The sequence below is a fragment of the Celeribacter sp. genome (genome assembly GCF_048259695.1).
In the GTDB taxonomy this organism is placed as follows: domain Bacteria; phylum Pseudomonadota; class Alphaproteobacteria; order Rhodobacterales; family Rhodobacteraceae; genus Celeribacter.
The window spans coordinates 338,957-363,210 of record NZ_JBLXHL010000003.1; the positions used below are offsets into that span (position 1 = coordinate 338,957).

The window sequence follows — 24,254 nt, forward strand, 5'->3', positions numbered from 1 at the left end:
GCCCGATGATGTGAGCCATGGCGGGCGCGGGGTTATAGCCCGACCATCGCCCGCACATCCTGCGGGGTCAGGCCCTCATCGCGAAATTTCGAAATGGCTTTGGCATCGGCCCGTTTGGCGAGGCGTTTTCCCTGTGCGTCACGGATCAGGTCGTGGTGGTGATAGTCGGGTGTGGGCAGATCGAGCAGGGCCTGCAACAGGCGGTGGATTTGCGTGGCCTCGGCCAGATCCATCCCGCGCACGGCTTCCGTGACGCCAAGCGCGGCATCATCAAGCACAACTGTCAGGTGATATGCGGCGCCGCCCCGTTCGCGGCGTGACAGCACAATGTCGCCCACGCCCGTGCGCAGCTGATCGGCGTTGAGGCGCTGTTGCCCCGTGCCGAACGGTCCCGTTTCCATCCACGTCAGCGCACAGACATCCCCAAGATGCGCCACAGCGCGGGTCATGTTCAGGCGCACCGCATCCCCGTCGCGCGCTGAAGGCATCGAACGGGTGCGACAGGTGCCCGGATAGACCATGCCATCCGGTCCGGTTGCGGGGTCGACAGGGACGCCCTCTTGCGGGGCGGAGAGCGCGTTGTGGATGTCGCGACGGCGACAGCCACAGGGGTAGAGCAGCCCGAGGGCCTCAAGCCGTGAAAGGGCCGCATCGTATATGTCGCCCCGCGCCGTCACATGATGCACCGGATCGGCCCATGTGATCCCGAGCCACCGCAGGTCGGCGTAGATCAGGGCCTCCCATTCGGGGCGGCACCGTGCCGTGTCGCCGTCATCCATCCGCAGGTGAAATGCGCCATCCCGTGCCTGTGCGCGCTCGAACGCGGTGAGCGCGGAATAGGCGTGACCGAGGTGCAGCGGCCCTGTGGGGCTAGGCGCAAACCGGGTCACGTATCGCATTAGCTTTGCCCGTCAAGCCATTGATGAAAGTCTTCTTTGGCGCGATCTGTGTAGCCTTTGTAGCGCTCTTTGCGGCCCTTGCGGCCACCGCGCATCCCGTCAAGTGGGGGGAACAGACCAAAGTTCACGTTCATCGGCTGGAAGGTCTTGGCCTCCGCGCCGCCCGTGATGTGGTTGATCAGCGCGCCCATCGCCGTGGTAAAGGGCGGCGGTGGCAGATCGCGGCCCAAAATCTCGGCGGCGGCCATACGCCCCGCGAGCAGCCCCATGGCGGCACTTTCGACATAGCCCTCCACGCCCGTAACCTGACCCGCGAACCGGATATTCGGACGTGATTTCAATCGCATCTGGTCGTCAAGTAATGTGGGTGAGTTGAGGAAGGTATTGCGGTGAATCCCCCCCAAACGGGCAAAGGATGCGTCCTCCAGACCCGGGATCATTTTAAAGACCTCGGTCTGGGCGCCGTATTTCATTTTGGTTTGGAACCCGACGATGTTGTACAGCGTGCCAAGTTTGTTATCGCGGCGCAGTTGCACCACGGCATAGGGCTTGTTTTCGGGATCGTTGGCATTGGTCAGGCCAACGGGTTTCATCGGGCCAAAGCGCAGGGTTTCGCGACCGCGCTCGGCCATAACCTCGATCGGCAGGCAGCCATCGAAATAACCCGCGGTTTCGCCCTCGTGGAACTCGGTTTTTTCGGCGGCGGCAAGCGCGTCGATAAAGGCTTCGTACTGGTCCTTGGTCATCGGGCAGTTGAGGTAGGCCTTTTGCTCCTCCTCGGTGTCGCCCTTATCGTAGCGCGATTGCAGCCACGCGATGTCCATGTTGACGCTATCGGCGTAGACAATCGGTGCGATGGCGTCGAAAAACGCCAAACGATCCGTACCGGTTTCGGCGGCGATGGCGGCCCCGAGCGCGGGGGAGGTCAGCGGGCCTGTGGCGAACAGCCATGTCCCGTCCGTGGGCAGTTCGGAAATCTCGCCGAATGCGACGGTGATATTCGGATGGGCGTTGATTTTCGCGGTGATGTGTTCGGCAAAGGCCTCGCGGTCCACAGCCAATGCGCCCCCTGCGGGCAGCTTGTGGGCGTCGGCGGCGGACATCACCAGACCATCTGCCGCGCGCATTTCCCAATGCAACAGGCCGACGGCGTTTTGTTCGTCATCATCCGAGCGGAACGAGTTGGAACACACCATTTCGCCAAAATTGCCGGTCTGATGCGCAAAGGTTTCGACCTCGGGCCGCATTTCGTGAAGCACGACCTGAACGCCGAGGTTGGCCGCTTGCCATGCGGCTTCGGAACCGGCCATGCCGCCGCCGACGATGTGGAGTGTTTTATCTATCATTTTATCTGTCATGGGCGGGATGTAGCCCGATGCGGGGCGTTAGAAAAGCAAAAAGGGCCGCCCGCGCGGGCAGCCCTGATGATTTGCGGTGCGCGACGGTCTTAGAAGTCGCCGATGTAGAGATTCTCGTAGAGGTCGTAAAACGAATAGATGCGTTCGGAGGCCCGCAGGCGCGGCGCACCGATTTCGGTACTCAGTGTCAGGGACACCGAATTCATTGTGTCGCCTTCGCCCTTTAGTTGGGAGGCATTGAGGTCGAGCCAGACATTGTCCGCCACCTGATACCCCGCACCGATACCAACGTTGGTGATATTTGAGTTGTCGATATCATAATACCCGAGGGTACCGTTGAGGCGCATGTCGGGGCGCAGGTAGTAGGACGCGTTCAAATCGGCAAGGCTGACATCTTCAAAGGATGTATAATCGAGGGAGGCATCGTACAAAGAGGTGTCGCGCTCGAAACCGGCCAGATAGAAGTTCTCGTCCTCGATCCGCACCACGGAGGCATAGGCCCCATAGGCATCGGTGTTATAGTCCGCATAGATCTGCCATGCGTCCGATGATGTGTTATCGATCTCGAGATCTGCATAGGCAAATCCGAAGGCATAGTTGTTCATGCCGAATTCAGCGCCAATCAGGGTGTTGGAGATTTTTTCTCCTTCAAGGTCGGTTTGGTTGGTGCCGACAAATGCCGTGAACGCGGATGTAACGTCGTATCCGAGCAAGACGCGGAAATCCGTAACGCCAATGTCGCTATCGTCAACCGACAGCTGGGAGCCGTTGAGTTCGCCCGACAGGGTCAGCTTGCCAAACGTCAGTTCGGTTGCGACATGGCCTTTGTATTGATCGAGTGTGTCACCGTCGAGGTCGGAGCTTGTATAGCTTGCCGACATATCGAGGTAGGTTTGTTCGGCCAATGCGGGTGCTGTCGATAGCGCAAGTAGGCCGGCGGTGAGGGAAAGTGCGGCAAAACGGGTCATTTGAATGCCTCCATCAGGGTTCGTTTCACCGTTCATTTTACACCTGTGCGAGGGGCGCGAACATGCGACCGGATTGCGCAATTGTAAAAGTGAACGAGGCGTTGCAGGCGGGCAACAAAAACGGGCGCCCGCAAAAGGAGCGCCCGTTTTTATGCTTTGATCCAGTGTCGTTACGGACCGTCAGGACGCTGCATCATCCGGTTTGATATCGGGTGCAACATCGCTGCCCGTGTCTTGGGCAATATCCACGGTCCCGGCCTGATCCTCGTCCTCGTCGCGCTCGGCGATATAGGCCACGGAGACGACTTCTTCGCCTTTGCCGGTGTTGAACACTTTCACGCCGCCTGCGCCGCGTGAACGGAACGAGATGCCACCAACGGGACAGCGGATCGACTGGCCTTTGGAGGTGGCGAGCATGATCTGGTCCTCGATTGCCACGGGGAAGGAGGCCACGATGGGACCACCGCGCATGGTTTTCTCCATTGCGGTCACACCTTGGCCCCCGCGACCGCGCACGGGGTAATCATGGCTTGAGGACAGTTTGCCGACGCCGCCCGTGGTGATGGTGACGAGGAGTTCCTCGGCCGCCTTCATCTCGTCAAAGCGTTCGGTGGTGATCGACCCTTCTGCGACCTCGTCGTCGTCATCCGTGCCCTCGACCTCATCCGCGCCCGCCTGCGCACGGCGCATCTTGAGATAGGCCTGACGTTCGTAGCTCTCGGCGTCAAAGTGTTTGATCACCGACATCGACACCACTTCGTCGCCGTCATTGACCAATTTGATGCCGCGCACGCCGGTGGAGGAGCGCGAGTTGAACACGCGCACGTCGGTGACGGGGAAGCGGATCGCGCGACCGCTTGAGGTCACGAGCATCACATCGTCGTTCTCGTCACAGATGCGCACGTTGATGAGGCGGGTGTTTTCGTCTTCGCCCTCGAATTTCATCGCGATTTTGCCGTTCGATTTCACATTGGTGAAATCCGACAGGCGGTTGCGGCGCACGGAGCCTTTGGAGGTGGCGAACACGACCTGAAGGTCGTCCCATTCCACCTCGTCACGGTCCACAGGCATGATGGCCGCGATCGACACGTTTTGCGGGATCGGCAGGATTTGCAAAAGCGGCTTGCCTTTGGCGGTGCGCCCGCCAAGCGGGAGACGCCATGTTTTGAGCTTATAGGCCATGCCGTCATCGGTGAAAAACAACAGTTGCGTGTGGGTGTTGGCCACAAACAGGGTCGTGATGACGTCCTCGTCCTTGGTCGACATCCCCGACAGGCCCTTGCCGCCGCGTTTTTGCGCACGGTAATCGGCAAGCGGCGTGCGTTTGGCCCAACCGGACGAGGTGATGGTCACAACCATATCCTCTTTCTCGATCAGGTCCTCGTCGGCCATGTCGCCCGACCAGTCCACGATCTCGGTGCGGCGCGGCACGGCGAACAGGTTGCGCACTTCGGTCAGCTCGTTCGAGATGATTTCCATGATCCGCTCGCGTGAGGCGAGAATGGCAAGGTAGTCCTTGATTTTGCCGGCCAGATCCTGCAGCTCGTCGGTGACTTCCTTCACCCCGATCTGTGTCAGACGTTGCAAACGCAGCTCCAGAATGGCGCGTGCCTGTGTTTCGGACAGGTTATAGGTGCCATCGTCGTTCATCTTGTGCGACGGATCGTCGATCAGCTGGATATAGGGCGCAATATCGGCAGCGGGCCACCGGCGCTCCATCAATTTCGCACGCGCATGGGCCGCATCGGCGGAGGCACGGATGGTCGCGACCACTTCGTCGACGTTGGTCACCGCCACGGCCAGACCGCACAGGATATGGGCGCGGTCGCGGGCCTTGCGCAGTTCGAACGCGGTGCGCCGCGCCACCACTTCCTCGCGGAAGGTGATGAAGTGCTCAAGGAACAGGCGCAGAGTCAGTTGCTCGGGGCGCCCGCCGTTGAGCGCCAACATGTTACAGCCGAAATAGGTCTGAAGCGGCGTAAAGCGGTAGAGTTGGTTGAGCACCACCTCGGGTGTCGCATCGCGTTTCAGCTCGATCACCACGCGCACGCCGTTGCGGTCGGATTCGTCCTGAACGTGGGCGATGCCCTCGACCTTTTTGTCGCGCACAAGCTCGGCGATCTTTTCGATCATCGTCGCCTTGTTCACCTGATAGGGGATTTCGTCGACCACAATGGCGTAGCGGTCCTTGCGGATTTCCTCGACGCGGGTTTTGGCGCGGATGATCACCGAGCCACGGCCCTCAAGGTAGGCTTTGCGCGCTCCCGCACGGCCAAGCATCATCGCGCCCGTCGGGAAATCGGGACCGGGGATGATTTCCATCAACCGTTCGGTCGAGACATCGGGGTTTTCGATCAGCGCAAGCGTGGCATCGACCACCTCGCCAAGGTTATGCGGCGGGATATTGGTGGCCATGCCGACGGCAATACCACCCGCGCCATTGACGAGCATGTTGGGATAGCGCGAGGGCAGAACCGTCGGCTCTTTGTCCTTGCCATCATAGTTCAGGGTGAAATCGACGGTGTCCTTGTCGATATCGGCCAACAGATAGGCGGCAGGTTTGTCCATGCGCACTTCGGTGTAACGCATCGCGGCGGCCATATCGCCGTCCATCGAGCCAAAGTTCCCCTGACCATCCAAAAGCGGCAGCGACATGGAAAACGGCTGTGCCATACGCACCAACGCGTCATAGATCGCGCTGTCACCGTGCGGGTGGTATTTCCCCATGGTGTCGCCCACGGCGCGGGCCGATTTCCGGTAGCTTTTGTCGTGGGTGTTGCCCGCCTCATACATCGCAAACAGGATGCGGCGGTGTACGGGTTTGAGACCATCACGCAGGTCGGGAATGGCACGGCTCACGATCACCGACATGGCGTAATCGAGATAGCTCGATTTCATCTCTTGGGTGATGGAGATGTTCGGCCCATCCCATGGAAAGGGCGTGCGGATGTTTTCGTCTTCGTTGTCAGGGGTTTGGGGAGTGTCGCTCACGTTGTCCGCCTGTTGTTTGTCTATGATCTATATGGTGTTGTCCGGCACTGTACCCCATACGGGATATGGGGTGCAATGGGCGATCCTGTGCCAATCGCATAGCGATGACATCGTGGGGAATTGATCCGGAGGCCTGGCCCGAACAGGGGGTGTGGACGCTACTTTTTGCGGCGCAGCAGCCGGTTGAGCGGGTTGGCGCGTTTCAGGCGTTCCTTGAGCACCTGCGCCCGCAGGTCGGCCATGTCCGAGCCGAGACGGCGCTGATGCGGCTTGAGCGGGACCACCTTGGGCGAGGACGGGGTGGGCGAGGATGTGTTCGGTGTCTGTTTGGTCATAGCGCAAAGATAGGCGCTCAGGCCCGCGATTTCCATGCCCGGATCCACAAGGCCGCGAAAACCACGGAAGCCAGTGCATTATAGGACGCCATCGAGAGGCCGAACAGGTCCCAGACCACCTGATCACACAGTACAATCGAGACATCCATGTTCGCGGAGGGCAACAGGTCCATGCCCGACAGGCCCGACAGGCTGTCGCCCGACGAGGTGCAGGAGGTCGGACCCTCCCACCAATCGCGCTCGACGCCGGTGTGATAAAGGCCAAGCCCCGCCGAGATGCCCATGGTCAGCACGCCGAGCGGCGCCACCCAACCGCCGCGGGTCACCGCAAAGATCAGTCCAAGCCCGATGGCGATGGCATGGGGCCACCGTTGCCACAGGCACATTGCACAGGGCGCATAGCCCGCCGCCTGAAACGCAAAAGCGCCAAGCAGCACAGAGAGCGATCCGGTGGCGGCCAGGGCCACAAGGTGCGTGCGGGTCAGTCGGGCGAGAAGGGCATCACGTCGGGTCATAGGAATTTCACGGCATAAAAGCCGCCCACAAAGATAAGAATGAGGAGTGTGAACACGAGGCCCAGACGGCGCTCGATAAAGTCACGGATCGGTGCGCCGAATTTCCACAACAGCGCGGCGACAATAAAGAAGCGCAATGCACGCGCCACGATAGAGGCGGCAATAAAGACGGGCAGGGAGAGCTGCGTTGTTCCCGACAGGATCGTGATGACCTTATACGGGAAGGGCGTCACGCCCGCGATCAGAACCGCCCACGCGCCATATTCGTTATACTTGACCGCGAAGTCGTCGAAATAGGCGTCCTTGCCGTAGAATTCCAACACGGGACGCCCGATGGTTTCGAACGCGCCAAAGCCGATCCAGTAGCCGAGCATACCGCCAAGCACGGAGGCCACGGTGGCGATGCCCGCAATTTTGAATGCCTCGCGCGGGCGGGCAATGATCAACGGGATCATCAAGATATCGGGCGGGATCGGAAAGACCGAACTCTCGATAAAGGCCACGATGGCGAGCGCCCATAACGCGTTGGGGCTTTGGGCCAGTTGCAACGTCCATTGGTAAAGGCGCCTGATCATCTGCTCTCGTCTCGTCGGTCTGTTTTGCCCTTTAGGCACCAAAGCCTCCACAGGGTCAAGGTGCGCGGGGGGCCGCGCGCACACATCTGCGTGTTGCACGGGCGTGATTTGACTTGAGGGCAGGGCGCGTGGCCCTATGGTGTGCGCCAAATGGTATGGTGAGGGGTTACAATGAAATGGCAAGGACGGCGCGGGTCGCGCAATATCGAGGACCGTCGCGGTCGCACGCGCGGTGTGTCACGGGGCAAGGCGGTCGGGGGTGTCAGCGGCATTGGCCTGATTGCGATCGTGGTGATCGGCGGATTGCTTGGCGTTGATGTCTCGCCCTTGCTCAACGGGGTTGGCGTCGGATCCGGCGGCGTAAGCACCAGTGGCGCGGCACCGATTTCAACGGCGGACAAGCGCGCGGGTGAGTTTGTGTCCGTCACCTTGGCCGACACCGAAGAGGTGTGGGCAGAGATCTTTGCGACCCAGGTCCATGCGGTCTATGAGCCGGCCACTCTGGTGCTGTTCAAGGGCGTGACGCAAAGCCCCTGTGGCGGCGCGTCGGGGGCATCCGGCCCGTTTTATTGCCCTGCGGATCAAAAGGCCTATCTCGACACCGAGTTTTTTGCCACGATGGAGCGCCAGTTGGGGGCGGGGGGCGATTTTGCCGCCGCCTATGTTGTGGCGCATGAAATTGCCCACCACGTTCAGGACGAACTGGGTATCCTGAGCCAGGCCAATGCAGTGCGCGCGAAGGTGAACGAAGCGCAAAGCAACGCCATTTCCGTGCGCATCGAGCTACAGGCGGATTGCTTTTCGGGGATTTGGGCGCGGTATGCCCAAGAGCGGTTCGGCTCGATCGAGCGGGGCGACATTGCCGAGGCGATGACTGCCGCCAAACAGATCGGCGACGACACGTTGCAACGCAACGCCGGACGGGTGCCGTCACCGCATACCTTTACCCACGGCACCTCCGAACAGCGCCAACGGTGGTTCGCCATCGGGTTCGAGACGCCGGAACTGGCCGCATGCGATACCTTTGGCGCAGATCGGTTATAAAACCGGCCCCCTAAAAAACGCAATTTGGTGCGATATGGGTCTGGACGAGGGCGGAATCCTCGGCTAAACCGCCCTCACTTCAGCCCGTGTGGTGGAATGGTAGACACAGGGGATTCAAAATCCCCCGCTGTAACAGGCTTGGCGGTTCGAGTCCGCCCACGGGTACCACTCCAAACGTCGTCCGCCGAGAGCGCGGTACGCAATGCTTACGTCGGACACCGTTTGACATCACAGCACTCCCGTTTGGACGCGCTAAATCTCCGGATCTCATGGGTATTGTGCGGCGATGATGTGCCATAGGTCACCGTCTGGCATGTGGCGGAGTGATAGGGTTTGCGTCCCGCGGCGGGCGCCTTTTCTGCGTCACTTTGCCGCATTGTGACGGGGGAACTGGCGCGAGACCGTCATGCCCCGCCTCATGCCAGTTCCCGAAGACCATTAACCACAGAATCGCACTGTTTCCGGTTTGGACACGAATCGTTTTTCGTGAGGAGCAGCCACTTGATCGACGCGAAATGGAGGTAACCAAAGTATTTATCTGTTCACAAGGCGAGGGGGTATTCACCCTATTTTGTGCGTTTGTTTCCAATGGTATCTGGAGGGAAACTTTTTCTTCAATCCTTTGATAATAGTCAATTTATAGCCAAATCCATGCCCGGGTTGACGTCAGGACGCCTGACCGCAGAGGCCGTTTCGGGGCACGTTTGCCCGCACTTCAAACACTTTGTTGCCAAAATATGAGTTGCGGCCCATCACGCGGGCCGTCATTTTCAAAGTTGCCCAACTGGGGGGCATCAAGGCCACGGGGGCGGCCACGAAGTTAACGATCCGTTTTGGACCGTCAGCGCTCGTGTCTGCAGTGGAGTTCGACATGTATGTGTCGAATGGTGAATAGCTGCTGATGTGATGCGGGTTTGCTCTTGGGCAGACCCTCTGTGTGCTCGTGTGTTCAAATCTTGGTTGTCTCCTTTGTGGTTCGGCATTTCATTATGACCGGCCCCGTTGGGCTTGGTTTTCGCGTACCGAGCCGTTCGGTCGCGTTCTGGTTTGGAGAGACACGATGACGTTTTGGTGGAAATGCAATGATGGTGGTTCGACCACCCCGACGGGATCTACGGACCCTGATTTCAACAGCAGCCTTGTCGAAAATCTCGTTGGCCTCTGGGAGTTCTCTTCCGGTGCCGAGACCAAGGACACAGGGCTTGCCGATAGCATCGCGCAAAACGGCCATTTCCACGGCAATGCACATGCCTCCAATGGCGCACTGCAACTGGATGGCAACTGTGACTACTTCGACGTCTCCGGTGCCGATGCGCCGTTTGACCTCTCCGAAGGGACCGTTCAGGTTCAATTCACCCAGGATGCACACGTCGGCAGCTCTCCCGACACCATCGTCAACCGCGGCGAATTCTGTGACAAATCCACCGAAGGCTATTTCAACATTCAAGTGACGGCTAACGGCGCCGTGACTGTTGCCCATCTCTCTGGCTCGGAGTCTCTCTCCCTGAGCACAGGCGCGGGCTTCTTTGACCAAGGTGACGAACTGCGCGTGTCCTATTCGTGGGACGACGACGGGCAGGGCTCCTTTGTGGTCGAGAACCTTTCGGAAGGCACATCCTACGAAACCGATTTCGACAGCGCCGGTCTGAACATGGACATTGGCGACAATGACGACGAGAATTTCACCTTCGGCGCACGTGAGTACGACGATGGGTCCTATGACCAGTATTTCGACGGCTCCATTGCCTATGTCGCCATTTTCTCCGATCCGGGTATTACAACCGGCGTCGAGGGCGATGGCATTGTCGAGGGCACCGATGGGGATGACATCATCGATGCGACCTACACGGGGGATCCCGAGGGCGACATGGTCGATAACGATGACGCCCTGCTTGCGGGCGAGGTGGGCGATGACGACATCATCCATGCCGGCGCAGGCGACGATACCGTGCTTGCGGGTGCGGGCAATGACGAGGTCTTTGGCGAGGGCGGCAACGATACCATTGACGGCGGTGCCGGCGATGACGTGATCTACGGCGATGCCTCCACCGGTCCGTCAAAGGTCTTTACCGGTGAATATGTCCGTGAAAGTTTTGAATGGGACGAAGCGGGCGTTGCCGATGATCAGGCGATGACCGACTTTACCCAGGACACCGGCAACGTGAATGTCACGTTCAAAGTGGTACAACAGGACGCCGATGCGGCCACCGTGTTCTCGACCGACACCCAAAAGGTCCACAGCATCGACACCGACGGCACGGGAGCCGATGCGCACAGCTCGCTCGATTCCAACCTGAACGGTCAGGGCAACGAGGCAACATACGAATTGTCCTTCTCCGATCCGGTCAACGATGTGTCTTTCCGCGTGAACGACATTGACGGTGACGGCATTGTCAAGATCACGGCCTACGACGCCGCGGGCAACGCAATCAACGTCGACATGTCAGGCGGCTCGAAAATCACGCTGAAAGACACCGACGGCCAATTCGGCGCCGATACGGCAGATAGCAAAGGTGGCTACGAAGAGGACACCTCGCCCAACTACTCGCTTCTGGTCGACATCCCCGGTCCCGTGTCCCGCATTGTGATCGAACACGATCAGGACGGCGCCAACAATTCGGGCATCAACATCACCGATGTCTACTATGACGCACCTGTCATCATCGAAGGCGAGACCGACGATTGCGCCGATGCCGGTGACGATGTTCTGTCGGGCGGTGCCGGTGACGATCTCATCTACGGCAACGGCGGCGATGACATCATTGACGGTGGCACAGGCGACGATGTTCTGTATGGCGATAACGGTGGCGGTGCGGGGTCAACCCCGTCTGGAAGCAACGCCGATGCGTTGTCGCTGTCCTCGGCCAACGTGCGCGCAAACTCGCAAACCGGCACCGATGGCGCTGCAACCAATGGCGATAGCGTGATTTACGAGAACGTGACAACCACCGCCGATGGCACGGTTGTCATGGCGAAACTCGTCCTTGTCGACGTCGATAGCGGTCTCAATGTCGACCTGACAGGCGGCGCGGGTTCCGAAATTTTGCTCAATGGCAACAATGACGCCTCCGATGCCGGTAAAGACGCCACCTTCCGTCTGGAATTTTTCAACCAGGAGACGGGCGAGCCGATTTCGATCTCTGCGGTCGCCACATTCGGCGATCTCGACCTGACCAACACGGCTGAAAAAGTGACCATCTCCACGGACACCTTCAGCAACTACGGCACCACCGCTGACACGTCTTTGAACGTGACAACGGGGACGAACTCCGTGAGCGCGGCAGGTACCGAAGAGAACGCCCCGACAGATCAGGATGCCTGGTTCTCGGCCGGTTTCGAAAACCAGACCTCCATCGAATTTGTCCTCACAACCCGTGACGTCAACTCCGGCTTTACGCTGAACGGCCAAGTCATCGACAGCCCTGTTGTGGTTGACCTGTGCGAACCGGGTGACGATGTCATCAACGGCGGTGAGGGCGACGACCTGATCTTTGGCGAGGGTGGCGATGACATTCTCGATGGCGGCGCAGGCAACGATACGATTTCTGGCGGCGACGACAGCGACACCATTTTGGGCGGTGCAGGCGACACCATTGACGGTGGCGACGGCGGCAACGACTGGGACGTTCTCGACCTGACCGGCAAAGGCCCGTTCTACCTCGACAATGTGACCGACGACCTCAACGGCAACGGCTTCAACGGCACAGTTGTCTTCGTGGATGACGAGGGTCAGCCCACCGGAGAGACACTTGTCTTCACCGAAATCGAAGAGGTGCGCGGCAATGATGTCGGCCGCGCCCCCGTGGCCGAAGATGACACGGCGTCCACGCTTGAGGATACGCCTGTCACCATCGACGTGCTTGGCAACGACACCGATCCGGACGGCGATGATCTGACCGTGAGCGCGGCGACAAGCCCGAATGGCACGGTGACGATCAACCCCGATGGCACGCTGACCTTTGCGCCGGACGAGAACTTCAACGGTGAGGCGACCATCACCTACACCGTCACCGATCCGGACGGCAACGAAGACACCGCCACGGTGACCATCGACGTCACCCCCGTCAACGACGCACCCGACGCGGTGGATGATGCGGCGAGCACGGACTTCAACACGCCTGTCACCATCGATGTGCTCGACAACGACACCGATGTGGATGGCGACGACCTGACCGTGATCGCGGCGACAAGCCCCGACGGGGCCGTCGACATCAACGCCGATGGTACGCTCACCTTTACGCCGGCTGACGGGTTCGAGGGCGAGGCCACGATCAGCTACACGATCGAGGACGAAGAGGGACTTCAGGATACGGCGGATGTTCTTGTCACCGTGAGCGCACAGCCGCGTGACGGTATCGTCGAAGGAACAAGCGGTGATGACCTCATCGATCTGGCCTACACCGGCGACCCCGATGGCGACATGATCGATAACAATGACGAGCTGTTGCCGGGCGAAGGCCCGAACGACGACATCATCTACGGCTACGATGGCGATGACACCATCTACGCCGGTGAAGGCGACGACGAGATCGACGGCGGAACCGGTGACGACACCATCTTTGGTGAAGATGGCGATGACGTGATCGTGGACGAGCAAGGCTCCGACACGGTGGATGGCGGCGACGGTGATGACGTGATTGATGTGGCCGGAGGCGACAGCCCCGACACCATCTCGGAACTGCTTGGTCTGACCAACCCCAACAATCTGGCCGATCTCGACTATTCGCCCTATTCGGAAACCGTCCCTGTGGATAGCGATCCGGATGACGACAAGGATACGGTCATCGGCGGCGCAGGGAATGACACGATCATCACCGGCGACGATGCGGACTATATCGAAGGCGGCGACGGCGACGATACCATCTACTCCGGCATCGACGACGATATCGTGTTCGGTGGTGACGGCAACGACTACATCGAGGACGTCCAAGGGGCCGACTACGTTGACGGCGGTGCAGGAGACGACACAATCATTGTCGGCTTTGACACCTTCTCCGACTACTCCAACGGTGGTCTCAGCGATGATCCGAAACTGCCATCCGCGGGCTATCCGTTCCTCGAAGATCAAAACCAGATCGACGGGAAAGACGAAGTCCACGGTGGTGACGGCAACGACTATATCGTCACGGGCGATGATGCCGACCTGATCTACGGCGATGACGGCGATGACACCATCAAGGCCGGCATCGACGATGACACGGTTTATGGCGGGGCCGGCAACGACAACATCCTTGGCGGACATGGCTCCGACTATATCGAGGGTGGTGACGGTGACGACTACATCGACGCGTCCGACCTGTTCCAGATCATGAACCACACCAACGAGGACGACGCGACCGATCCGTTCCCGAACAACGACATGGACACGGTCTATGGCGGTGCGGGCAACGATACGATCATAGGTGGTGACGATCAGGACATGCTCTATGGTGAAGACGGCAATGACATCATCGACGGTGGCATTGACGACGACATCATCGACGGTGGTGCGGGCAACGACATCCTTATGGGCGGTGACGGCGACGACACCATCACGGCTGGCGAAGGCTTTGACACGGTTGACGGCGGCACAGGGTCGGACAAAATCTACGGCGGCGGGGACAATGATGTTCTGTCCGGCGGCGATGACAACGACTTTATCTATGTCTCCGAAACCCCGTCCGGCCTGAACAACACAACCGTTCATGGCGGTGCCGGCGGTCTCGATTGGGACACGCTCGACATCTCCGACATGCTTGCCAACGGTTGGGTGATTACGAACCACGTCCAGAACACCGATAGCGATGGCAACGGCTTTGACGGCCAGATTCAGCTGTTTAACGCCGATGACAACACCTATGCCAACATCAACTACACGAATATCGAGAAAGTCATTCCGTGCTTTACCCCCGGAACGATGATCGCGACCCCCGAAGGGGAACGTGCGGTTGAGAGCCTCAAGGTCGGGGATAAGGTCATCACCCGTGACAACGGGATGCAGACGATCCGTTGGGTCGGTGCGAAAGAGATGACCACCGAAGAGATGACAAAACGGGCGGAACTCAAACCCGTTCTCATCCGCAAAGGGGCGCTTGGTCAGGGTCTGCCGGAGCGCGATATGATCGTGTCGCCGAACCACCGTATGCTCGTGACCTCCGAGAAGGCCGCGCTGTTGTTCGAAGACTACGAAGTCCTCGTCGCAGCCAAGCACCTCGTGGGGCGTGAGGGCGTCGAAGAACTTGATGCGCAGGATGTGACATACATCCACATCATGTTCGATCGCCACGAGGTCGTTCTATCGGACGGCACATGGTCCGAGAGCTTCCAACCCGGGGACTACACTCTGGCGGGGATCGGCGAGGCGAGCCGCGAAGAGATCTTTGCTCTGTTCCCCGAGCTGCGTGACGTTGCAACCCGCGAAGACTACGTGACGGCCCGTCGCGTGCTGCGCAAACACGAAGCGGCCCTGTTGGTCAACTAAGACCTGACACCCGCTTGCTCCGGCGGCGCGCAAGCGCCGCCACGCCGGACACCGACCTGTAGTGGGGCTGGGTGTCCGGCTTTTTTATGTCCATAGGACGCAGGCCATAGGGCGCGGCGGGCAAACAGCCGGTCAAAGGGGCGCATGGCCCATGCGGTTCGGATATCAGACGGCTTTGACGGAAAACCTGCGCCATTCCTGCACAACGTCAAGGCGCCTTGCGATTGCGCTGTGCACCAATGATTCGCTTTTGTGCAGCTTTTCACACCCGCACGTGCGGGCGCGTTTCGAGATTGGAAACGGTTCCGGTGGGTGTGGCCGGTTTTTTCCTAAAACGTCCGAATCCAACACCATTCGATGAAAATTTTTAGCAATTTCGCCCGGTGTTAATATCCATTCATTAACCTTACTCCTGGCAACGGTTCGACCTGCCTGCGCTCTTTGTGCCGGTTCCCGAAACAATAGCCCGTGTGTCGTAAATGACCCGCCACAGTCTCGCCATATTCACAAATGCGCTACGGCCAACGGGCGTGGGGGCTGCGTTCAATTGCTTTGCGAAAAGAGGCTCAAACTCCTAAATTGAGGCCAGAACGGGACATCGACCAATCGTCGAAAAATCCTGCAAAAAATAAACGCACCCCGTTAACGGGTTGGATTCCCTCTCATTGTTAGAGTGGGCCAAGCCGATTGAGAGTAGATTATGTGTCTGACGTCTAACATTGCGATCTTTACCTCACGCGGCGAGGTTCCCGCCGGTTCTCTCAAGGTCGGGGACCGTGTGTTTACGCGCGACAACGGACCACAGAAAATTGACTGGATCGGGCGTCACGATCTTACCGCGCTACATCTGGAACGTCATAAGGACCTGATGCCGGTGCTGATCGAAAAAGGGGCATTGGGCGGTGATTTGCCCGAGCGCGATCTCGTGGTGTCTCCCGAGCACCGCCTGTTGCTCGCCGCCGACCGCGAGGCCCTGTATGCTCAGGATCACGACACTTTGTCCGCGGCCAAGCACCTTGTCGGTCTGCCCGGGATTTACCGGTTCAAACCGCTCGAAATATCCTATGTCCATTTTCAGTTCGAACAGGCCGAGGTGGTGTTGACCAACGGCTTTTGGTCGGAGTGTTTTCAACCCGCCGCCATGAGCAGCTCGGGCCACGATGCCGATGCGCGGGACGAAGTGTACCGCCTGTTCCCGCAACTGGCCGACCGCTATGGCGTCAAAGGCTACGGCGCTGGCGGACGCATGTTGACCGCCCGCCCGATGCAGGTTTCGCCGTAAACAGGCGTGAAATTTCCATAGATAAACGCGATTAGAGGCGGTCCTGCGGGGCCGCTTTGGCGTTGCGCGCCGGTGGCCGTTACGCGGGGGCGCCAAAGGCTGCCCACTGCGCAGGGGTATCCAGATCGCGTGTGGCGGCCTCACCGGTGAGGACGCACGGGGTCACGCCAAAACGCGCCACGATGGATTGTGCCCCGCTGTCGCCCTCTAACGCGGCAAAGGCGGCGAAGGTCGCAGCGGGAAAGAGCACCGGATGGCCCTGACGTCCTGCCACGTCAACGGCACGGATGATGGAATGCCCTGCGCCACTCTCGAATGCGGCACAGAGCGCCTGCACATGGGCGCGCGTGACCAGCGGCATATCCGCGAGTTGGATCAGCAGCCCGTCATAGCCATGCGCGGCCCGCGCAAGGGCCTTGAGACTGTCCGAAAACGCGCCTGATACATGGAGGGCGGGGGTGGCCCCGATCAAGGCGGCACGGTCGGCACAATAGGGGTGGTCCTGTGCGGGTAGGATCACACATTGATCCAGATGGGATGAGGCGGCACAGGCGCGCGTCAAACAGGTGTCACGAGGCACCAAGGTCGCGGTCGGCAGGGGCGCGGCGAGTTTATCAAACCCCATTCGGGTCGATGATCCCGCCGCGCAAATCCCTGCCAGAACCCGCATTACTTTTCGGGCAACAGCCCGCGCGGGCTAAAGCGCAGCACAAGGAGCAGGATCACACCCATCGTCAGGTGACGCATATAGGCAATGCGTTCGATCAGGCCGACCTTGACCGGATTGTCGTCGCCCATGCCCGCCGTCACAAGGTTGACGACCCATGTGCCGATCGGCTCGACCTCGACCCAGAGGAACCAGATCAACAGACCGCCCAGAACGGCGCCCCAGTTGTTGCCGGACCCACCGACAATCACCATCACCCACACCAGAAAGGTGTAGCGCAGCGGTTGATAGGTCACGGGGGTGAGCTGACCGTCGAGGGTGGTCATCATCGCACCCGCGATGCCACAGATCGCCGCGCCAAGCACGAAAATCTGCAAATGGCGGCCTGTGACGTCTTTGCCCATGGCCTCGGAGGCCACTTCGTTGTCACGGATTGCCCGCATCATGCGGCCCCATGGGGATTTGAGTGCCAATTCCATTGCGGTGACGATCAGGACGATCACAACCAGAAACAGCGAGGCATAGGCCAGTTTCACAAAGATGGTCGACGCCGTTACAGGGTCTGCGCCGAATTTGGAGGCCAGTGAGAGAAACCAGTCGCTTTGCTGCAGATCGATCTCATAAGGCACGGGACGGGGCAGGCCGTTGACGTTTTTCACGCCGCGCGACAACCAGTCCTCGTTTTTCATCACCGCAAGGATGATTTCGGCAATGCCAAGCGTGGCAATGGCGAGATAGTCGGAGCGCAGCCCGAGTGCGGTTTTGGCAACGATCCATGCCGCACCCGCCGCGAACAACCCGCCGACAGGCCATGCGAGCAACACCGGCAAGCTGGCACCGCCAAGATAACCCGTTTGCGCGGGGTTGATGGCCTCGATCGCGGCCACAGCCGGATCAAAGACGGCGCGGAACACAAAGAACCCGCCAATCAGCCATGCGGCCATGATCAGGCCGAGGGCCTTTGTATGGCGCAGACGTTTCCACAACAGCACCGCACCGACAATGACCGCCAGACCAACGGCGAGCGCGAACATTACGCTCAACCCGCCCGCGTCCCACGCCTCTTTGACGGGGGGCATGGAGGTCAGAACAACGGCCAGACCGCCAAGGGCGACAAAGCCCATGACACCGACGTTGAACAGACCCGCGTAGCCCCACTGCAGGTTCACACCGAGCGCCATGATGGCGGAAATCAGGCCAAAGTTGAGGATAAACAGCGCGGAGTTCCACGACTGGAGAAAGCCGACCGCAATGATGAGCGCGGCCATGATCGCGAAATAAAGCGGGGTCCGGGATTTTGGGGACTGAACAACTTGGGTCATACCGATTTCCCTTTGAAGAGGCCTGTTGGCTTGAACAGCAGCACGATGATCAGGATCGCAAAAGAGACCGCGAATTTATAGTCGGTGGACAAGAGTTGCACCAACCCGTCGGGGCTCCAGTCTTGTGGTCCGATGTAGCCGACGACCTTTTTGAAGGCGTAGGTGAGTGTCACTTCGGAGAAGGCAATCACAAACCCGCCCGCAATCGCACCCAAGGGCGAGCCAAGCCCGCCAACAATGGCGGAGGCAAAGATCGGCAACAAAAGCTGCATAAAGATGAAGGGCTTGAACGATTTATCCAAACCGTAGAGCGTGCCTGCGATGGCGGCAAGACCGCCGACGATGACCCATGTGATCATCACAACGCGCTCGGGGTTGATCCCCGAGAGCAGCGCCAGATCCTCGTTGTCGGAATAGGCGCGCATGGATTTACCGGTGCGGGTTTTGTTGAGGAACCAGAACAGGATGGCCACGACGATGATAGCCGTCACAACCGTGATCACCTGTGTGGTGCGGATGGCGAGACCCTCGGAAAGGCCTGACCATTCCTTGAAATCCCGTGCATTGACGACGAACCGTGCTCCGTCGGCAAAACGGCGGTCATCGGTTCCGATCACCATGCGAATGAGGCCGTTCATCACAAACATCACGCCCATGGAGACGATCACGAGCATCACCGGTGCGGCTTTGACACGGCGGTAGAATTTGTAGACGTATTTGTCCGTAAACAGCACCAAAAGGGCGGTCGCCCCGACGGCAAAGGGCAGGGCCAGCAGCGCGGTGGGCAGCGGCCCGAGCGAGATGCCCCACGATTGGAACAGCATCGTCAACAGCACGGACACCATCGCGCCAAACGCCATGGTTTCACCGTGGGCAAAGTTGGAAAAGCGCAAAATGCCATAGATCAGTGTCACGCCAAGCGCGCCAAGCGCAAGCTGTGCGCCGTAGGCGGTGGCGGGAACGAGAACGAAGTTGGCAAAGGCCACAAGGGCGTTGAGAAAATCCATGTCTTAGCCTCCCAAGAAGGTGCGGCGCACCTCTTCGTCGGCGAGAAGGTTCGCGCCGGTGTCGGTATATGCGTTGGCCCCTTGCACGAGGACATATCCTTTGTCCGCGATATCAAGGGCTTGTCGGGCGTTTTGTTCCACCATCAGAATGGAAATCCCTGTGCGGGCCACCTCGATGATGCGGTCGAACAACTCGTCCATAACGATGGGCGAGACGCCCGCGGTTGGCTCGTCGAGCATCAACAGCTTCGGCTTGGTCATCAACGCACGGCCCACGGCCACCTGTTGACGTTGACCGCCCGAAAGCTCGCCCGCGTGCTGATTGCGTTTCTCGTAAACGGCGGGAAACAATTCATACACGAGGTCGATGGTCTCGTTGATATCATCGTCACGAATGAACGCACCCATTTCAAGATTCTCGCGCACCGTCATGGTGGGAAAAATATTGTGGGTCTGCGGCACAAATCCCATGCCCTTGCGCACGCGCTCTTGAGGGCTGAGATGCGTGATGTCCTCGCCGTTAAAATTGACGTGACCTGTGCGCACATTGAGCATGCCGAACACGGCCTTCATCGCGGTGGATTTGCCGGCGCCGTTCGGGCCGACAATCACGGCAATCTCGCCCTTTTGTACGGTAAGCGAACACTCGTGCAAAATGTCGGGGCCGTTGCCGTAGCCGCCCGTCATGGCGTTTGCATGCAAAAAGGTCATGTCGCATCTCCCGACTTTTTAGCGGCGGCTTTCTTGGCGGGGGCCTTTTTCGCCGCGGCCTTTTGGGCGGGGGCTTTTTTCGCCGTCTTTTTGGCGGGGGCGGGAATGGCGTCTTTGGTCAGCCCCTCGGTCGCCTCTTTGTTTTTGATACCGGTTCCGAGATAGGCCTCGATCACCTGTTCGTTTTGCATGATGCCCTCGGCCGAACCGGTCGCCATCACCTTGCCCTCGGCCATCACGATGACCGGATCACAGAGCATTTTGATGAACTCCATGTCGTGTTCGATCATGCAAAATGTATAGCCGCGCTCGACGTTGAGGCGTTTGATTGCATCGGCAATGGTATAAAGCAGCGTGCGGTTCACACCCGCACCCACCTCATCCAGAAACACGATTTTGGCGTCAACCATCATGGTGCGACCAAGCTCGAGGAGCTTTTTCTGGCCACCAGAGATATTGCCCGCTTTCTCGTCGGCGATATGCGAAATGGTCAGGAATTCCAGAACCTCGTCGGCCTTTTGGCGCAGGGCAGCTTCCTCGGCGGCGATGGTCTTGCGTTTGAACCACGCATTCCAAAGCGTCTCGCCCGTCTGGTTCGCCGGAACCATCATCAGGTTCTCGCGCACCGTCATGGTGGAAAATTCATGCGCAATCTGGAAGGTACGCAAAATGCCTTTGTGGAACAACTCGTGGGGTTTGAGCCCCGTGATATCCTCACCACCGAACAGGACGTGTCCTGAGGTTGGGGTCAAGACCCCCGCAATACAGTTGAAAAGCGACGTTTTCCCCGCGCCGTTCGGACCAATGAGACCCGTAATCGACCCTTCGCGAATGGTCAGGCTCGCCCCGTCCACCGCGCGGAAACCGCCGAAATGCATGTGTAGATCACGCACTTCGATCATCTGTTTTCCCCCGAAAATATATGTGTCGCGCGTGCAAGCAATGTCTACGCGGCTTTTAAGATGGGCAAACAGCCCGAGAGGGTAAAACTCTCGGGCTGTTGCAGTTCAGTCAGACCGGTTTAGCGGTAGCCAACGGTGACGATTTTGCCGTCTTCGAACACGATCTCGCGGTAGGAGCCTGCGGCCTCACCGGGTTCGATCAGTTCAACTGCGGAGCCACCGACATAGTCGATTTCGCCGCCGTCTGCGAGGATTTGCAGCGCTTTTGCAAGCTCACCGGGGTAGATTTTTTCGCCTGGTGCGTTGGCAACATCGTAGAACTTGTCTTTGTAAACCTGTGGATCGGTGGATCCTGCGGCCTGCATGGCAAGGGTGACGAGGGCGCCGGAGTCATAGGATTCAGGCGCGTAAGGTGCAGTACCGTTGTATCCACGTGCTTCGCCGATTGCGACGAGCATTTCACCGCCCGGGCTGTCGGAGCCGGGAACCTGACCTGTGGAGCCGTTCAGCTCGGCACCAAACCGCGCTTCGAGGGCGTCACCGATCATAGCGTCGGGCAGGTGGAAGCGATCAAATGCGCCGGTGTCGAGCGCGGCGCGGATGATGCCCGGACCACCTTGGTCGATGTAGCCGACAACAACAAGAAGATCACCACCGGCCGCAGCCAGGGCGCCGACTTCGGCGGAGTAGTCCGCTTTGCCGTCTTCGTGGGCGGCGTTGATTGTGACTTCGCCGCCAAGCTCGGTGTAGGAGCTTTCGAACGCGTCGGCCAAACCTTTGCCGTAGTCGTTGTTGGTGTAGGTCACAGCAACGGACTTGATGCCTTTTTCAAGCAGGCTTTCCGCCATAACCTGACCCTGACGCGCGTCAGAGGGGGAGGTGCGGAAGAACAGGCCGTTGTCTTCGACGGTGGTCAAAGAGGGCGAAGTTGCGGAGGGCGAGAACTGGACCATGCCGTTTGGCACGGACACGTTTTGCAGCATCGCGCCGGTTGCACCGGAGCAAAGACCACCGATGATGGCAACAACGCCTTCGGATGTGATCATGCGCTCGGCAACGGACGTGGCCACAGCCGCATCGGTACAGGTCGAGTCGCCGCGTACAGGTGTGATTGTTGTGCCGCCAAGGAACAGGCCGCTCTCGGAGACCTCGGCCAAAGCCGCCTCAACGCCAGCACCCATATCGACGGACAGCGATTCAGCAGGGCCGGTAAAGCCGAGCACAACAGCAATTTTCACGTCGTCGGCGAAAGCAGCGCCCGCGAACATGGTGGAGGCCACAGAGGCCAACAGAATTTTCTTCATAGATCGTAACTCCCAAGTATTGGACTTCAATCGCGTCATTTGTGCGCGACCATTGCCGGTATCAAAACCTATTGCAAAGAAACAGGACAGGCAAATGTCGATTTTCATTCCGTAGGGTCGCCAATTTGGGGAAAACGCCTATTGCGGCAACTATTATTGACGCAAAACCCTTTGTCGGATGTGTTTATTGGTCATATTGCCTACGCTTTTTTGGTGGCCGCACAACTTGGCGCTGATTTTTTCGTAACAAAAGACGAATCGCCTGCGCCGCCTTGGTGTCTGGGAACACTGGCAAAGGGACGGTGCGGTGCCATGCGGCGCGGGAACCGCGGGGTGCGGTCCGGCGTCCCGCGCCACGGGGATGGTGAACTGGCATAATCAGCTGACCTTGCCTTTTGGGCCGAATTATGGGTTTTAACACCGCATTGCTGCGCCTATAAGCGGTCAACCGTTTGCGCTAAACGCGATGCGTTGCGGCGCGAACCTGCAATTGAATGAGCAAACTCGGAGTGATGACAATGACGGACTGGTCCAAATCCACGTGGCGCAACAAACCCCGTGTGCAGATGCCCGACTATACTGACCAAGCGGCGCTGAACGCGGTTGAGGCGCAACTGGCCAAATATCCGCCATTGGTCTTTGCGGGCGAAGTCCGGTCGTTGAAAAAGGAACTGGCCAAAGCGTCCCGTGGCGAGGCGTTTGTCTTGCAAGGCGGCGATTGCGCCGAGAGCTTTGCCGAATTCGGTGCCGATCCGATCCGCGACACGTTCAAGGTCATGTTGCAAATGGCGATGGTTTTGACCTTTGGCGCGAAAGTGCCGGTGATCAAGGTCGGTCGCATGGCGGGTCAGTTCGCCAAACCGCGTTCGGCCCCGACCGAGACCGCAAATGGTGTGGAATTGCCAAGCTACCGTGGCGACATCATCAACGGGTTCGATTTCACTCCCGAAGCCCGCATTCCCGATCCTCAGCGCATGTTGCAGGCCTACACACAGGCCGCCGCCTCGCTCAACCTGTTGCGCGCCTTTTCCAAAGGCGGCTTTGCCGATGTCCACCGCGTGCACGCATGGACCCTTGGCTTTACCGAGAATGACGAAGCCGAAAAATACCGCGATATGGCCAGCCGCATTCAGGACACGCTTGATTTCATGGCCGCAGCGGGCATGACGGCGGAGAAAAACACCGGTCTGAACACCGTGGATTTCTACACGTCGCACGAGGCGCTTTTGCTCGAATACGAAGAGGCCCTGACTCGTGTGGACAGCACCACCGGCGCCACCATCGCGGGGTCCGGTCACATGGTCTGGATCGGCGACCGCACCCGTCAGCCCGACGGCGCACACGTCGAATTCTGTGCCGGCGTTGAAAACCCCGTCGGGTTGAAATGCGGCCCGACAACAACCGCCGAAGACCTCAAGGTGCTGATGGCCAAACTCAACCCTGCCAACGAAGCGGGCCGTTTGACCCTGATCGCCCGTTTCGGCGCAGGAAAAGTAGCCGAGCATCTGCCACGCCTGATCAAAGCCGTCAAAGAGGAGGGGGCCAACGTTGTGTGGTCCTGCGATCCGATGCACGGCAACACGATCAAATCCCCCTCGGGTTACAAAACCCGTCCCTTTGAGGACGTGTTGTCGGAGGTTCAGGAATTCTTTGCCATCCACCGCGCCGAAGGCACAATCCCCGGCGGTGTACATTTCGAGATGACAGGCAAAGACGTGACCGAATGCACCGGCGGCGTGCGTGCCGTGACGGACGAGGATCTGTCGGACCGCTATCACACCGCGTGCGATCCCCGCCTCAACGCGTCGCAGTCGTTGGAGCTTGCCTTCCTCGTGGCCGAAGAGTTGCAGAAAACCCGCGAGGATAGCGCACTTGCCGCATCCGCATAAATCTACGTGATATCACGATGATAAA

The 24,254-nt window shown here is 59.2% G+C and carries 17 protein-coding genes and 1 tRNA gene; 5 read left to right on the forward strand and 13 right to left on the reverse strand.

Going from position 1 to position 24,254, the window contains the following annotated elements; translation table 11 throughout:
- Positions 1 to 32: 32 nt before the first annotated feature.
- The 7 genes from gluQRS to ACN0Q0_RS07530 all read right to left on the reverse strand — a co-directional run bounded on the left by gluQRS (position 33) and on the right by ACN0Q0_RS07530 (position 7,641).
- On the reverse strand, positions 33 to 899 hold the full coding sequence (gluQRS, locus tag ACN0Q0_RS07500) for a tRNA glutamyl-Q(34) synthetase GluQRS (RefSeq protein ID WP_417242763.1): 867 nt from the start codon (positions 897 to 899) through the stop codon (positions 33 to 35).
- The gene (trmFO, locus tag ACN0Q0_RS07505; protein WP_417242764.1) at positions 899 to 2,245 is read right to left on the reverse strand and encodes a methylenetetrahydrofolate--tRNA-(uracil(54)-C(5))-methyltransferase (FADH(2)-oxidizing) TrmFO; all 1,347 of its coding nucleotides are present in this window, start codon (positions 2,243 to 2,245) and stop codon (positions 899 to 901) included. Before trmFO ends, gluQRS begins: the two co-directional genes overlap by 1 nt.
- A 101-nt stretch (positions 2,246 to 2,346) precedes the next feature.
- Entirely contained in the window at positions 2,347 to 3,225 is an 879-nt protein-coding gene (locus tag ACN0Q0_RS07510) for a hypothetical protein (protein ID WP_417242765.1), read from the reverse strand.
- 180 nt (positions 3,226 to 3,405) lie between these two features.
- On the reverse strand, positions 3,406 to 6,216 hold the full coding sequence (gyrA, locus tag ACN0Q0_RS07515) for a DNA gyrase subunit A (RefSeq protein ID WP_417242766.1): 2,811 nt from the start codon (positions 6,214 to 6,216) through the stop codon (positions 3,406 to 3,408).
- A 158-nt stretch (positions 6,217 to 6,374) separates the two neighbouring features.
- Positions 6,375 to 6,551, reverse strand: a complete 177-nt coding sequence (locus ACN0Q0_RS07520) for a hypothetical protein (RefSeq protein WP_417242767.1) — start codon at positions 6,549 to 6,551, stop codon at positions 6,375 to 6,377.
- 17 nt (positions 6,552 to 6,568) lie between these two features.
- On the reverse strand, positions 6,569 to 7,066 hold the full coding sequence (locus ACN0Q0_RS07525; protein WP_417242768.1) for a disulfide bond formation protein B: 498 nt from the start codon (positions 7,064 to 7,066) through the stop codon (positions 6,569 to 6,571).
- Positions 7,063 to 7,641 carry a YqaA family protein gene (locus ACN0Q0_RS07530; RefSeq protein WP_417242769.1) on the reverse strand — a complete coding sequence of 193 codons (579 nt, stop codon included), beginning with the start codon at positions 7,639 to 7,641 and terminating at the stop codon, positions 7,063 to 7,065. The genes ACN0Q0_RS07525 and ACN0Q0_RS07530 overlap by 4 nt, the downstream gene beginning before the upstream one ends.
- 171 nt (positions 7,642 to 7,812) lie before the next feature.
- On the opposite strand from ACN0Q0_RS07530, the gene ACN0Q0_RS07535 reads away from it, so the two are divergent.
- The 4 genes from ACN0Q0_RS07535 (at position 7,813) to ACN0Q0_RS07550 (ending at position 16,427) form a co-directional block, all read left to right on the forward strand.
- Positions 7,813 to 8,685, forward strand: a complete 873-nt coding sequence (locus ACN0Q0_RS07535; protein WP_417242770.1) for a neutral zinc metallopeptidase — start codon at positions 7,813 to 7,815, stop codon at positions 8,683 to 8,685.
- A gap of 82 nt (positions 8,686 to 8,767) precedes the next feature.
- Positions 8,768 to 8,853: transfer RNA gene (locus tag ACN0Q0_RS07540), tRNA-Leu, on the forward strand.
- An 892-nt stretch (positions 8,854 to 9,745) separates the two neighbouring features.
- A complete protein-coding gene (locus ACN0Q0_RS07545; protein WP_417242771.1) occupies positions 9,746 to 15,145 on the forward strand; it encodes a Hint domain-containing protein in 5,400 nt (1,799 codons plus the stop codon).
- A gap of 700 nt (positions 15,146 to 15,845) precedes the next feature.
- A complete protein-coding gene (locus ACN0Q0_RS07550; RefSeq protein WP_417242772.1) occupies positions 15,846 to 16,427 on the forward strand; it encodes a Hint domain-containing protein in 582 nt (193 codons plus the stop codon).
- A 79-nt stretch (positions 16,428 to 16,506) separates the two neighbouring features.
- Here the strand turns inward: ACN0Q0_RS07550 and ACN0Q0_RS07555 are convergent, their stop codons facing one another.
- The 6 genes from ACN0Q0_RS07555 to ACN0Q0_RS07580 form a co-directional block, all read right to left on the reverse strand.
- Positions 16,507 to 17,097 carry a nucleotidyltransferase family protein gene (locus tag ACN0Q0_RS07555; protein ID WP_417242773.1) on the reverse strand — a complete coding sequence of 197 codons (591 nt, stop codon included), beginning with the start codon at positions 17,095 to 17,097 and terminating at the stop codon, positions 16,507 to 16,509.
- Positions 17,097 to 18,416 carry a branched-chain amino acid ABC transporter permease gene (locus tag ACN0Q0_RS07560; RefSeq protein WP_417242774.1) on the reverse strand — a complete coding sequence of 440 codons (1,320 nt, stop codon included), beginning with the start codon at positions 18,414 to 18,416 and terminating at the stop codon, positions 17,097 to 17,099. Before ACN0Q0_RS07560 ends, ACN0Q0_RS07555 begins: the two co-directional genes overlap by 1 nt.
- Positions 18,413 to 19,423, reverse strand: a complete 1,011-nt coding sequence (locus tag ACN0Q0_RS07565) for a branched-chain amino acid ABC transporter permease (RefSeq protein ID WP_417242775.1) — start codon at positions 19,421 to 19,423, stop codon at positions 18,413 to 18,415. Before ACN0Q0_RS07565 ends, ACN0Q0_RS07560 begins: the two co-directional genes overlap by 4 nt.
- 3 nt (positions 19,424 to 19,426) lie before the next feature.
- Complete coding sequence (locus ACN0Q0_RS07570) at positions 19,427 to 20,134, reverse strand: ABC transporter ATP-binding protein (protein WP_417242776.1); 708 nt, start codon at positions 20,132 to 20,134, stop codon at positions 19,427 to 19,429.
- Positions 20,131 to 21,036 carry an ABC transporter ATP-binding protein gene (locus ACN0Q0_RS07575; RefSeq protein ID WP_417242777.1) on the reverse strand — a complete coding sequence of 302 codons (906 nt, stop codon included), beginning with the start codon at positions 21,034 to 21,036 and terminating at the stop codon, positions 20,131 to 20,133. The genes ACN0Q0_RS07570 and ACN0Q0_RS07575 overlap by 4 nt, the downstream gene beginning before the upstream one ends.
- A gap of 119 nt (positions 21,037 to 21,155) precedes the next feature.
- Positions 21,156 to 22,340: an ABC transporter substrate-binding protein gene (locus ACN0Q0_RS07580; RefSeq protein ID WP_417242778.1), complete on the reverse strand. Its 1,185-nt coding sequence runs from the start codon at positions 22,338 to 22,340 to the stop codon at positions 21,156 to 21,158.
- Positions 22,341 to 22,858: 518 nt separating this feature from the next.
- On the opposite strand from ACN0Q0_RS07580, the gene ACN0Q0_RS07585 reads away from it, so the two are divergent.
- Positions 22,859 to 24,229 carry a class II 3-deoxy-7-phosphoheptulonate synthase gene (locus ACN0Q0_RS07585; protein WP_417242779.1) on the forward strand — a complete coding sequence of 457 codons (1,371 nt, stop codon included), beginning with the start codon at positions 22,859 to 22,861 and terminating at the stop codon, positions 24,227 to 24,229.
- Positions 24,230 to 24,254 lie beyond the last annotated feature (25 nt).